This window comes from Rhizorhapis sp. (assembly GCF_035276005.1).
Classification (GTDB): Bacteria; Pseudomonadota; Alphaproteobacteria; order Sphingomonadales; family Sphingomonadaceae; genus Rhizorhapis.
Genome location: NZ_DATEMB010000039.1, coordinates 1 through 11,771 on the forward strand (window position 1 = coordinate 1; position 11,771 = coordinate 11,771).

Consider the following 11,771-nt stretch of genomic DNA (forward strand, 5'->3'; position numbering starts at 1 on the left):
CAATTATGTGCTCGTGAATGCCAGCCTCGGCTGGGTCGCTCCCGACGAACGTTATTCGGTCAGCGTCTGGGGCAAGAATCTGACGGACGAGGCCGTGCTTTTGAGCAATGACGGCGCCGTTCACGGCACCGCGGTGTCTTACCAGCCGCCACGGACCTATGGCGTTACGCTTGGAGTGAAGTGCTAGGGTCCGGACCCAATAACCGGCTTCCCGCCGTGCCGAGATTGTGATGGGGTGGACGCCTCCCTCAGGTGATGTTCGACAACTCACCTTGGCACATCGATGCCCTCGGGGGGCGTCTACCCCATCATAACATACTGGTATTGCTCAATAACTTTCGGATCAGGCTCTAACAGGCCAGGTGATCAACCAGGATTGCGAACCCTTTGCAGGGCCGACGACGCCGATCAGGACAAGAGCTATTCTGTTGATCCACTCAGTCAAAAGTTGATGCGATCCAAATGCACCCCAGACATTCCGTTCGGTATTGCCGCTGAGTATTATTCCGACATCACTCACATGGATGCTGGTTGGGCCTGCCGTCAGGCGGTGAGGCCGCCGTCTATCTTGAGCAGCGCTCCGTTGATGAAGCCAGCTTCTTCACTCGCGACATGCACAGCCAGCGCGGCCACCTCGTCGGCCCGGCCATAGCGCTTTGCAGCGACCAGCGGCAGCACGAATTTGGCCATGCCCCCGTCCGCTGGATTCCCATCAGTGTCGATTGGACCAGGCAGTATGACGTTGGATGTTATCCCGCGCGTTCCAAGGTCGCGTGCGAGGGCGCGAGAAAAGGACGCCATGCCGCCCTTCATCATCGCATAGACCGATACGCCCTCAAAATTGACTACATCGCCTATGGTGCTGCCGATCATGATGATCCGGCCGCCGCTTCCCATGTGAAGCAACGCTTCCTGCGTCGCCGCAAAGACGCCGCGCAGCCCGACAGCCAATGCGGCTTCGAATTCTTGTGAGGTGACGTCCTCGATGCGGCCAGGCGTTCCGAACATCGCGTTATTGACGATGATGTCGACCTTGCCGAAGGTTGCAGCAGCCTTGCGCACGGCGCCGCGCACGACCGCTTCGTCCCCGCTGTCGGCCTGAATGGCGAATGCCTCGCCGCCCTTTGACTTGATTGTTTCCACTACGGCGGCCGCTTCATCGGCACTGTTTTTATATGTGAGCACGACTTTGGCGCCTTCGTCGCCAAATCGCTCGGCGATGGCCGCGCCAATGCCGCGGGATCCGCCGGTGACGAAAGCAACTTTATCCTGCAATTTCATTCTTTCTCTCCTGATTTGATGTGTTTTGAACATTGCGCCCGGCTAAATGAGCTCAACGAGTAGTTGATTTGGATCACACGCCGTTTTCACGCCAGGTATCGGGATATCTCCTCCTCGCGCCAGATCAGGCCAGCTCCGGGAAGATCTCCTATGTGGGCGTGTCCATCGGCGAACGTCAGTGTCGGCTCGATGATGGGCCCGGCAATGTCCATACGTTCCAGCCAGTCGCAGCTTGGCGTCACGGCCAGCATATGCGCGCTGAATTCCTGAAACAGGTGGCTCGAAAGCGGGATACCGCGCGCCTGTGCAAGCCCAGATGCCGCGAGCCAGCCTGTAACGCCGCCGATCTTCATGATATCCACCATGGCCAAGGGAGCGGCGCCGGCTTCAAGCGCCTTGTGCATCTCGTCAATGCCGCACCAGTTTTCTCCCATCTGGATGGGGGAACGTATCGCCTCGCCGATACGGCGGTACCCGTCATAATCCTGTTGCAGCGTTGGCTCTTCGATCCATATCACCCCCTGTTCATCAAGCGCGCGGCTCCGCCTGATCGCTTCGGGAACCGTAAGGCTTTGATTATAGTCGACCATGACGTTCAGGCCGGTTTCTGCTCGAATGGCGCTTACAACCTGCAAATCCTCATCGAGTGTGTCGTAGCCGACCTTGGTCTTGATCGCAGAAAAGTCCATATTTGCAGAACGCCGTGCGCGCTCGATCGCCAGTTCCCGGCCATCCATCGCATGGCTGTCATAGCTCCGGATCGGTCGCGGCTTCCCGCCCAGCAGCACGGTCAGCGGGACCTCATTGATCTTCGCCAGCGCGTCCCAGGCGGCCATGTCCAATCCTGAACTCGCCATGCGCAGAAGGCCTTGGTTGCCGATCAGCCGTAGCCGCTTTTCAAGCATCATGCTCAGATCGACAGGAGCGAGAGGCTGGCCGATCAGCAATTCTCCAAGGGAGGAAACCGCGTGGGCAAGAGGTTGAAGCGCAGGCGGGATATAAGCGAATATATAGGCGCAGCCCGTGATGCCTGCGTCAGTTTCAAGATCGATCAGAACCAGCGGCGAGGTATGGACGGTGCCGGAAGCCGTCCTGATCGGATATTCGAGCGGCACGTTGATTGCCCGGGCCCGGATGCTGCGGATGACGATATCGATCATTTGCCGTTCCTGATATCGCAAACCATGGCCGGATTGAGTTCATCGACCGAAGCGCAACCCAAAAGCGCCAGACTTCTGTCGATCTCGGCCTTCAAAAGATCGATCACATGATCAACGCCGACGCGGCCTGCCGCCGCCAGCCCATAAAGCGTTGCCCGTCCCAACAGCGCGCCCTGGGCGCCCAATGCAAGCGCCTTGACGACATCGGCGCCGCGCCGGAAACCGCTATCGACCAGCACGGTGGCATCGGGAATGGCTTCGACCGTGCTTGCAAGCACGTCCATTGGCGACACCAGCGCGTCCAGTTGCCGGCCTCCATGGTTCGACAGAATGACGCCGTCAGCGCCCAATTGTACGCATTTTGCTGCATCGGCGGCGCGGAGGATACCCTTCACCAGCAGCCTCCTCGGCCAACGTTCACGCAGCCTCTTCAGTGCTTGCCAGTCGAAAGATGCATCCATTTCACGCCGCATGACCGCCTGCTGCACTTCCGGATCACCTCCGGCGAACCTCACGAAATTCGCGAGCTCGGGCATGCCGTTCCGTAAAAGGGCCATGCTCCAGCGCGGGTGACGCACACCGTCCCAGATAATCGAAGGGCTATAGCGCATCGGCAGCCCAAAACCGTTCCGCTGATCCCGCTCACGGGCGCCGTTGACGGTCACATCCACCGTTACGACGAGGGTGCTGTAATCATACCTCAAAGCCTCCCGCATCAACGCGTTGGCGAACTCAGGCCGCACAATGTAAAGCTGAAACCAGCGATCCCCGTCGCTTTGCTGTGCAACCTCCGCTATCGGCATCGAAGAGGCTGTGGAAAGGACGAAAGGAATACCAGCACGGGCAGCGGCCTGCGCCAGGATCAGATCACCTTGGGGCCAGAATAAGCCGTTCACGCCCGTTGGAGCGATGATAAGCGGCGCGGCAACGGGATGACCAAGCAGTGAGGTTGCAATCGTCCTGCGGCTTACGTCACGCAATCGTACCGGTTCGAACTTGTAGCGGTCGAACACGGATCGATTATAGACCAATCCCTGCTCGTCCTCCACCCCTCCCTCGAGAAAATCCCAGACGATCGCCGGCAGCCGATGCCGGGCCAATTTTTGGTAATCTGCTACATTCAGAGGGCCGTCCCCGTCAAAGGCCATATTTAGCTATCCTGTTCCACGATCACTTCGATCAAAGTAGGACATTCGTTCACCAGTGTCGCTCGAAACAATGCTGCCACGCCACAGGATCACGAATGATCCAATCCAGCCCGGCAGTCTGGCCTGAACCTAATCCAATGAAGCCGCCAAGCCCGAATGAAACGATCCCCGCCGCGACCTGATGGGGATCAGCCTCGACGGCGTTACTGGCCGAATTCGTCGGACCTGAAGGCAGAAACATCAACCAGGACAGCCGGGTAGATATCATCCGCCACTCCTTATTCAGTTCGGCAATCAGTTCAAACATAGCCCCATAATTCAACGATAAGGCCGTTGCTGTCATGGCGGGCAACATCAATGCCTTCGATCGCCACTTCTGTTCCGTTTTGAGTGCTGCCCGTGAGGGTCCACTTCGTCGCGGAATGATCGCCGCAAACCGTCGTGAACTCGGGAACAGCCGACAGATTCTTGAATGACGCAAGCACGCCAGCAAAGTGCGCGCGACGCTGCTCACTTGTTTCCAAAGGAGGCTTGTCGACGGGATCTCGCGCAATTGCGCCTTCAGCGAAAGTCGCCAGGATTGCATCAACGTCACCTTCGTTGACGGCACTCCAGAAGCGCTCAATTGTAGCCTTGTTTCGAACGTCAGCCGTCATAATCACTCCTGTTCATTGGTATTGTCCGGATTGCAGAATTCACCCCAAATCCGAACCGTTCATGGAAATGGGTGGTCACATAGCCAGTCGGCATAGCCTTTGGTCAAGTAGTAAGTGGATCCCACCGCTTCTTGGTTCGGATTTTGACAAGCGAATTCTTTGACAACAATCTGCGATTGGCATCGGTGAAAAATCAGATACTTAAAACATGCGGAAAGTCCCGCTGCCATTAAGTCCAAAATTCTTTTCATCAGAGACCGCTCGAATGCCGTCCATTCGAGCCCCGAGTCGGCACTATATGTCATCTTGAAATGGAAGGCTACACAAATTGAACAGTCCGACCGGGAAACGGAAATTTTTCTAGTTTTTTCCGCTGTTTTTTCATGCATTTGGTGGCACAACAAATTTTTTCTATCAAGGGCTTCCACTTTTCGAATCATGCGATATGATGCAGGAATAATAATACGTGCGGTCGAGATGCACGATTGAGGGAGGTTAGCATGGCCACCTTTTGCCACCAGACGGTTTGCGGCTATTCAACGAAACAGAAGCGGCTTCTTCCACTTCTGCTGACGGCAGGACTAGTTGTTGTTTATTCCCCGGCTCTAGCCCAGAATGTAACCAGCTCTAATGGGCCGGGAGAAACTGCGCCTAGCCAAAGTAGTCATGGATCGGATGCTTCCTCAATAAACCAGAACTTCGGGGACATCGTGGTAACGGCGACACGATCCAGCGAGCGGCTTAGCCGAGTCGCAGCGAGCGTAACAGCCTATGACCAAGGCAAACTGGACGAAGAGGGTGTTCGCGGAATTGAGGACATTTCGCGTCTCACACCTGGCGTTACCTTCACAAATACAGGTTACGCCGGAAGAACCCAGATCACGATTCGTGCCATCAGTTCTGAAGTCGGGGCGGCTACCACCGGAATTTATATTGACGATACGCCCGTTCAGGTGCGTTTCCTCAACAACCAATCCACCAATCCCTACCCAGAAATATTCGACATCGCGCGTGTCGAAGTGTTGCGCGGGCCGCAGGGAACGCTGTTCGGCGCCGGTGCCGAAGGCGGTGCCGTGCGTTTTATCACGCCGTCTCCCAGCCTCGATCGCTATTCCATGTATGCACGCATGGAAGGGTCGCTGGTCCAACATGGAGCCCCGAACTGGGAAGCTGGCGTCGCGGTCGGAGGTCCTATCGTCGAAGATAAGCTCGGTTTCCGGGCCAGCGCCTCTTACCGCAGAAGGGGGGGATTCATTGACTGGGTGTCGAACATCGACGGCTCCTTGATTTCAAAGGATGATAATTATCGCACCTCGTTCGTGAGCCGTGTCGCGTTGAAAGCGCAGCCAGCCGAGTGGCTGACCATCACTCCGTCGATATATTATCAAGAGACGGATGAGAACAATGCAGCCATGTTCAACGAGCGTATTTCGGATCGCGGCGAAGGTAGATTCAACCTCGCTTTTCCGCAGCGTTCTCCAAATCATGACAAATTCGCACTGCCCGCCTTAAATATTCAAGCCGAGATTGGAGATTTCACGCTGACTTCGGTCACCTCCTATCTTTGGCGCAAGGGGCACGCCGTCGCCGATTTCAGCCTGACGCTACCACAGATTCTTTTTGGCCCCGGCGAACTTGCGAACCAACTGTTCCTCCCGGGCCTGCCCGGCTATAAACAGACGTCCGATTACCCCTCGAAGCAGACGAGCTTCACACAGGAGCTGCGGGTTCAAACATCGAATACAGACGCGCCACTGACTGGCATTCTGGGTCTTTTCATTCAGCGGTCTCGCCAACGCGCGGATCAGACTCTGATCGATCCCATGCTGCCGGATTTGATTGCGGCCTATTTCGGCGGGGCGCCCGTTGAGGCAGTATTCGGCACACCTATGCTCAGTCCCACTGTGTCCTATGCGGCGACCGCCATCGGAAAAGATCACCAGGACGCAATCTTTGGTGAACTGACATATCGTTTGACCGACAAGCTAAAGGTCACCGCCGGCGCACGCATTGCCAGGACCAAGTTCGAGTTCACGAGCTTTCAAGGCGGTCCTTGGGCAGGTACGCCCGGCGAAAGCTCCCAAGGGACCCAGAAGGAGGAGCCGATTACGCCGAAATTCGGCGTGACATACTCCATCGACGACAACAATCTTCTGTATGCTACGGCATCCAAGGGATTTCGCGTCGGTGGCACCAACAGACCCATACCGGTTACAACCGACGGATGCCGGGAAGATCTTGCGGCATTTGGCCTCGATCGCCAAATCGGACCCTATAATGCCGATTCAGTCTGGAGCTACGAAATCGGCTCCAAAAGTGCCCGGCTCTTTGATGGCAAGCTTCAGCTTTTCACGAGCGCTTACTATCTCAAATGGAAAAATATTCAGCAATCGCTTCCACTTCCCAGGTGCGGATTTATCTTCATCGGCAATCTTGGGTCCGCGGTGAGCGTTGGAGGCGATGTCCAGTTTCAGGCCGCCTTTTCCGATAATTTCCAGTTGTCGGGGTCAGTTGCTTATAACGATGCCTATTACGATAAAACGTTGCTGGGGCCCCCGGGACCGGGAGGCGTTCCGTCCATCCTGGTATCCAAGGGGAACGGGCTCGGTGGCGCGCCCTGGACGGTCGTCATGTCCGCGGATTTCAACGGCGATGTGTTCGGGAAGGAGGGTTATGCCAACATCACGTACACATATAATTCACGCAACAAGCGCCGCTTGCCAGCGCAGGACCCAAGCAACCTATCCTTTGATCCCGAAGCGTTCCAAGTGGGTGCTACCGATCTGCTCAATGTTCGTGCCGGGGTTCGACTCTCCGGCTTGGATCTCTCTGTATTCGTGAACAACATCACGAACGAGAGCCCGCTACTATACCGGAACAACTTCGCCGCCGGCCTATCTGTATTCATGAACACAACTTATGTACCGCGAACCTTCGGCGTCACGGGTACATATTCCTTCTAGTACTGATCGCCAGGTATGTCGCGGGCATAAGAGAACTTCCTATAAAATTATCTCTCAAGGGGAAAGCCGGTCATGTGGAACGTGAAACTTCATAGCGCAGGCGTTCTTACAAACATTCGCAGAGCGGTGTTTGCGATTGCCATCGTGATGGGCGGCCTTGCGGGGAATGATGTTCAGGCGGCGGTAGCCACGTGCACGGTTGAACATTTGCAGTCGGTCGCGCCAAAGGGCACAACGATCAAGCAGATCAACAATATCGAAGCGCTTGGCGGACCGATACCGGTTACGACCAATGGCGTCGCACATCTGCCGGCAACTGCCAATTCAAGCGAGGCATGTTTCTTCACAGGCTCGATCGTCACCAATCCGGCCGCGGGTACAACCGCGAATTTTGCTGCGGTTCTACCTACCCGGGAGAAGTGGAACAAGAAGTTTCTGTTCCAGGGCTGCGGCGGTAATTGTGGTGTCGTTCATTTGGGTGTATTCGGTCAGGTCCAGCGCGGCTACGCGGTGTGGTCCACCGATGACGGCCATGTTGCCGCCAAGCCCATCCGCGCGAACATTCCGACTTCGGCGGACAGTACATGGGCGACACTGTCCCCTGGCGTAATCAACCAGGAGGCGCTGGAGGATTTCCATCAGCGCGCCGTCCATGAGGTTGCGGAGGCCGGCAAACAGTTCACGCAGAACTTCTTTGGCGCAGATAAGCTCGAACGGTCCTATTTCATTGGATGTTCTGACGGCGGGCGCGAAGGGATGGTTGCTTTAACCTACTACCCCACGGACTTCGATGGCATCATCGCGGGTGCTCCATATTTCGATATGAGCAACGAGATTTATACGACATTGATCGGCGTCCTGGCGCAGCTTCGGACGCCGCACGCGGCCATTTCTCACGGGCAATTCAAGACCGTTGACCGCCTGGTCATGGCAATGTGCGACCCGGTTGACGGATTGAAGGACGGTTTGGTCCAGAGTCCAGAACAGTGCACCTTTGATCCCTATGCCGATCTTCCCAAGTGCAAATCGTCGCAAACGTTCGATAGTTGTTTCACTAGTGATCAGCTTGACACACTGAGCGTGATCTTCTCAGCGATCACCAACGAAATGGGAGCGGTGGTTTATCCCGGCTTTTCCTTTACCGACACGGCACGGAACCTATGGGACTGGATCGGCTTCCCGGGTGCTCCTACCGACCGTCAGGGAGCGCATCCCTGGGAAACCAATCCGGTCGAACAAGCGCAGGGCTGGTTTTGGGCCGAAGGCACGCTTCGCCATCTCGTTTATGCGAATGCATCAGATTTCGATGCCCAGAAAACCCCGGGTATCCGGTTTCAACGGTCCAGCGACGGGCGTCTGAGGGCGGTGATTCCGCAGGCAACCGCCACTTTCGCCGCGAGAAAGAATAGCAAGGGCAGCGGCGCGACGCCGGAGAAGGCGGCCGCGTTCTTCAAGCAGGGCCGCAAGCTCATCCTTTATCATGGCTATAGCGACGGCCTGATCACGCCCTACAGGACGATCCAATATTATCGCACGCTCGCGGCACAAAACGGCGGATATGGGAAACTCCAGAACAATGCGTTGCTTTTCATGATTCCGAATATGGACCACTGCTTCGGTGGTTCGGGCCCCAACTTCTTCGGCCAAAATAGTGCGCTGGGCGTGGCATCGCCCTGCGGCGCCCGGGACGCTATTCTAGAATCTCTGGAAAATTGGGTGGAGCATGACAAGAAGCCCGGCTCGATAGAAGCGATCCAATATGGGGACGAAGAAGCCAATAAAACAGTCGTTCGCAGGCTTCCGCTTTGCCCCTACCCGGCGATCCCGCAATATAAGGGAACCGGCAACATAAACTCCGCCGATAATTGGACCTGCGCCCCCGGCGACGAGCGATTGGCCCAAGTGGGTCCTGCCGGCAAGCGGGTCGGCCTCGATGCGCCGCTTCGACAACCCTTCTGACAACCAGATTCAGGTCCGGTCCAAAGACCATCGCACAGGTCTCGCGCCATCTTCGATCCAGATGAAGGAAAATTACAATGAAACTCTCCGGTTCAAAATTATACAAGCGCGGGTTGCTGATCAGCCTTTTGATACCGGTCACCACGGCCGCGCAGGCGGCGCCTTCCAGTCAGGCACAAGATGCCGGCCCGAACACCGGACTGGAATGTGACAGCTCCATCGCCAGAAACTTTCGGCCGGACGACCAGACTCAAGTCCTGTCGGTGAAGCAGTACAGGAAAGGCGACGAGCTTCCGTATGTAAAAATTCGGGACTTCTACCCGCAAATTCCGGCGGCCGTGGAGGCAGACGTGTGTCTGGTGAAACTTCTGGTCGGCCCCGGCAACCCTGGACCGGCTGACGCGCCTTCTACCTCGCGCGGGATTGGCATCGAGATATGGTTGCCCTCCAAAAAGGCTTGGAACGGCCGCATTCATGCGGTTGGTGGTGGAGGATGGGTTGGCTCTGAAGAAACCGATCTTACCAAGATTTCGTCCGCCACTGCGGCAGCCGATCTGACGACCGCCGCAGCTGTCGCGTCCCGCGAGGGCGCTGTTTCATCCACTACCGACACTGGCCATACCGGCGGTTCTGGAAGCGGCGCATTTGCGATGCTACCTGACGGCTCGATCAATACAGCACTTTGGCAGGATTTCGCCTACCGGGCGATTCACGAACAAATCGTCAAGACAAAGGCGTTGACGCAAGCCTATTATGGCTCAGGTGCACGCTATACTTACTGGTCGGGCGGTTCGACCGGGGGGCGCCAGGGGCTGAAGCACGCTCAGCGTTTCCCTGAGGATTTCGACGGCATTCTCGTCGCCTATCCGGCGATCAACTGGACGAAGTTCATTACCGGCGAACTCTATCCCCAGGTCGTCATTCAGCGCGACCTTGGCGGCAAATACATGTCTCCCGGCCAGCTCACGATGGTTTCGAATGCTGCCATCGCGGCCTGTGACGTCGTGGGCGGCAAGCATCTCGGATTCATCATTGACGCTACAACTTGTCGCTATGATCCCACCAAGGACAAAAACGTCCTCTGTGTGACCAATGGGGGTAAAAATGGCACCCCTGATTGTGTGACACCTACTCAGGCGCTGGCATTGAACAAGATTTGGTACGGAATGACCGCCGACGGCAGCGTTCCCGATCCTGCAGTGGATAACGGATTTGGTCCCCTCACCGGCGTCCATCGCTGGTACGGATTGCCGCGGGGGACAACCCTGTTAGCCTTGGCCTATGATCCGCCGTTCAGCATCGCGACGGACTTGGTCGCGCTCGAGCTGCAGGATCCGAGGATCTCTATCCCACTATTCCGGAATGCTCGGGGAAACGGGCAGGATGGCTGGAAATCGCTGACATACGCTCAACTCACGCAAGCCTTCGACGCAGGCATAGCGTTGCAGAAGGAATTTGCCGATATCAACACTGACGATCCCGATCTCTCGGCCTTCAAAGCCCGGGGCGGGAAGTTGATCCATCATCATAATAATAATGATGAACTGATCCCGTACCCTGCCTCGCCCCAATATTATGAGCGCGTCATCGAAAAAATGGGCGGTCTTTCGGAAGTGCAGTCCTTCTACCGGTTCTACATTGTACCAGGACTGGGACACAGCCCGGCTAACGGCACGATGAACGACAAGGCAGATCCGCCAACTTACGGCTTCGTCGCCGGCGTTTTCTATAACCTCCTGACAAATTGGGTGGAAAAAGGTGTCGTGCCGGAAAGCGTCGTTCTGCGGTCGAGCAGCAAGAGTCTACCCGTGTGTCCCTATCCTCAAAAGATCACCTATGTCCAAGGGGACGCGTTTTCAGCCGAGAGCTACACTTGCCGCTAATTTGGAAGCAGCGGCATCGTATCGGCGGGCTCAGTCCGCCGATACGGCCGAAATTTTTTTGCGTCGCGCCCTGACGGTCTTCGGGGCTGCGGGCTCTGGATGGGCCGATGGCTTGGTTTTCTTGCGGCCCAGACCCATCTTTTTTACCAGCGCGCTCCGCTGCTCGGCATGGTCGGGCGCGACCATGGGATAGTCGGCCTTCAGATTCCATTTCGTCCGATATTGATCGGGCGTCATCCGATAGTGCGTCATCAGACGGCGTTTGAGTATCTTCAGCCGTTTGCCGTCTTCGAGACAAACAATGTGGTCGGGCTTTACCGAACGCCGCACCGGAATGGCAGGCTCTTGCCCGGCCGATACCGTCTCATGGCGCGTTCCAAGGCCCGTCAGCGCCGAATGGACGCTGGCGATCAGCGCAGGCAAATCACCGGCGGCCAGCGGATTGTTGGCGACATGCGCCGATACGATGTCCGCGGTCAGATCGAGCAGATAGGCGGTGACTCTTCCTTGTGCGGTTATGCCCTCGGCAACCTTCAATCCGGCCTTTCCCCATCGCCTGCGACCATTTCAGGTTTGCGTGAATTCGATGGCGCCCTCTGGCAGGAGGTAAAGCACCAGGGCTTTGCCGCCGGATACGGTCGGATGGTGCGCTGAGCCCGGACGATACACTTTCCAGCCAGCGCCGCGCCCATCGAACTGTGCTGCCGCATCGATCGGCATG

11 protein-coding genes are annotated in these 11,771 nt (G+C 56.7%); 4 read left to right on the plus strand and 7 right to left on the minus strand.

What is annotated here, in order from left to right; genetic code table 11:
- On the plus strand, positions 1-187 hold a 187-nt coding region (locus VJS46_RS09270; RefSeq protein WP_324059746.1), incomplete at its 5' end, for a TonB-dependent receptor.
- A gap of 356 nt (positions 188-543) precedes the next feature.
- Here VJS46_RS09270 and VJS46_RS09275 read toward each other — a convergent pair.
- From VJS46_RS09275 to VJS46_RS09295, 5 genes are all read right to left on the minus strand, one after another.
- Positions 544-1,281, minus strand: coding sequence for an SDR family NAD(P)-dependent oxidoreductase (locus VJS46_RS09275; RefSeq protein WP_324059747.1), 738 nt, complete (start codon positions 1,279-1,281; stop codon positions 544-546).
- 86 nt (positions 1,282-1,367) lie between these two features.
- A complete protein-coding gene (locus tag VJS46_RS09280) occupies positions 1,368-2,441 on the minus strand; it encodes an enolase C-terminal domain-like protein (protein ID WP_324059748.1) in 1,074 nt (357 codons plus the stop codon).
- Positions 2,438-3,589 (minus strand): alpha-hydroxy-acid oxidizing protein, encoded by a 1,152-nt coding sequence (locus VJS46_RS09285; protein ID WP_324059749.1) that lies wholly within the window; start codon positions 3,587-3,589, stop codon positions 2,438-2,440. Before VJS46_RS09285 ends, VJS46_RS09280 begins: the two co-directional genes overlap by 4 nt.
- A 49-nt stretch (positions 3,590-3,638) precedes the next feature.
- Positions 3,639-3,896 carry a hypothetical protein gene (locus tag VJS46_RS09290; RefSeq protein WP_324059750.1) on the minus strand — a complete coding sequence of 86 codons (258 nt, stop codon included), beginning with the start codon at positions 3,894-3,896 and terminating at the stop codon, positions 3,639-3,641.
- A complete protein-coding gene (locus VJS46_RS09295; protein WP_324059751.1) occupies positions 3,889-4,245 on the minus strand; it encodes a nuclear transport factor 2 family protein in 357 nt (118 codons plus the stop codon). The genes VJS46_RS09290 and VJS46_RS09295 overlap by 8 nt, the downstream gene beginning before the upstream one ends.
- A gap of 500 nt (positions 4,246-4,745) precedes the next feature.
- Between VJS46_RS09295 and VJS46_RS09300 the strand changes: the two genes are divergently transcribed.
- The 3 genes from VJS46_RS09300 to VJS46_RS09310 all read left to right on the plus strand — a co-directional run bounded on the left by VJS46_RS09300 (position 4,746) and on the right by VJS46_RS09310 (position 11,050).
- A complete protein-coding gene (locus VJS46_RS09300; protein WP_324059752.1) occupies positions 4,746-7,208 on the plus strand; it encodes a TonB-dependent receptor in 2,463 nt (820 codons plus the stop codon).
- Positions 7,209-7,355: 147 nt separating this feature from the next.
- Positions 7,356-9,167, plus strand: coding sequence for a tannase/feruloyl esterase family alpha/beta hydrolase (locus VJS46_RS09305; protein ID WP_324059753.1), 1,812 nt, complete (start codon positions 7,356-7,358; stop codon positions 9,165-9,167).
- Positions 9,168-9,244: 77 nt separating this feature from the next.
- Positions 9,245-11,050, plus strand: coding sequence for a tannase/feruloyl esterase family alpha/beta hydrolase (locus VJS46_RS09310; RefSeq protein WP_324059754.1), 1,806 nt, complete (start codon positions 9,245-9,247; stop codon positions 11,048-11,050).
- A gap of 30 nt (positions 11,051-11,080) precedes the next feature.
- Here the strand turns inward: VJS46_RS09310 and VJS46_RS09315 are convergent, their stop codons facing one another.
- Positions 11,081-11,587: a MucR family transcriptional regulator gene (locus tag VJS46_RS09315; RefSeq protein ID WP_414707994.1), complete on the minus strand. Its 507-nt coding sequence runs from the start codon at positions 11,585-11,587 to the stop codon at positions 11,081-11,083.
- Positions 11,588-11,617: 30 nt separating this feature from the next.
- Positions 11,618-11,770, minus strand: coding sequence for a DUF4863 family protein (locus VJS46_RS14245; protein WP_414707995.1), 153 nt, complete (start codon positions 11,768-11,770; stop codon positions 11,618-11,620).
- Position 11,771 lies beyond the last annotated feature (1 nt).

Coding starts and splice junctions, on each gene's coding strand:
- VJS46_RS09275 (WP_324059747.1), bottom strand. CDS start 1,281: ATGAAATTGCAGGATAAAGTTGCTTTCGTCACCGGCGGATCCCGCGGC.
- VJS46_RS09280 (WP_324059748.1), bottom strand. CDS start 2,441: ATGATCGATATCGTCATCCGCAGCATCCGGGCCCGGGCAATCAACGTG.
- VJS46_RS09285 (WP_324059749.1), bottom strand. CDS start 3,589: ATGGCCTTTGACGGGGACGGCCCTCTGAATGTAGCAGATTACCAAAAA.
- VJS46_RS09290 (WP_324059750.1), bottom strand. CDS start 3,896: ATGTTTGAACTGATTGCCGAACTGAATAAGGAGTGGCGGATGATATCT.
- VJS46_RS09295 (WP_324059751.1), bottom strand. CDS start 4,245: ATGACGGCTGACGTTCGAAACAAGGCTACAATTGAGCGCTTCTGGAGT.
- VJS46_RS09300 (WP_324059752.1), top strand. CDS start 4,746: ATGGCCACCTTTTGCCACCAGACGGTTTGCGGCTATTCAACGAAACAG.
- VJS46_RS09305 (WP_324059753.1), top strand. CDS start 7,356: ATGGGCGGCCTTGCGGGGAATGATGTTCAGGCGGCGGTAGCCACGTGC.
- VJS46_RS09310 (WP_324059754.1), top strand. CDS start 9,245: ATGAAACTCTCCGGTTCAAAATTATACAAGCGCGGGTTGCTGATCAGC.
- VJS46_RS14245 (WP_414707995.1), bottom strand. CDS start 11,770: ATGCCGATCGATGCGGCAGCACAGTTCGATGGGCGCGGCGCTGGCTGG.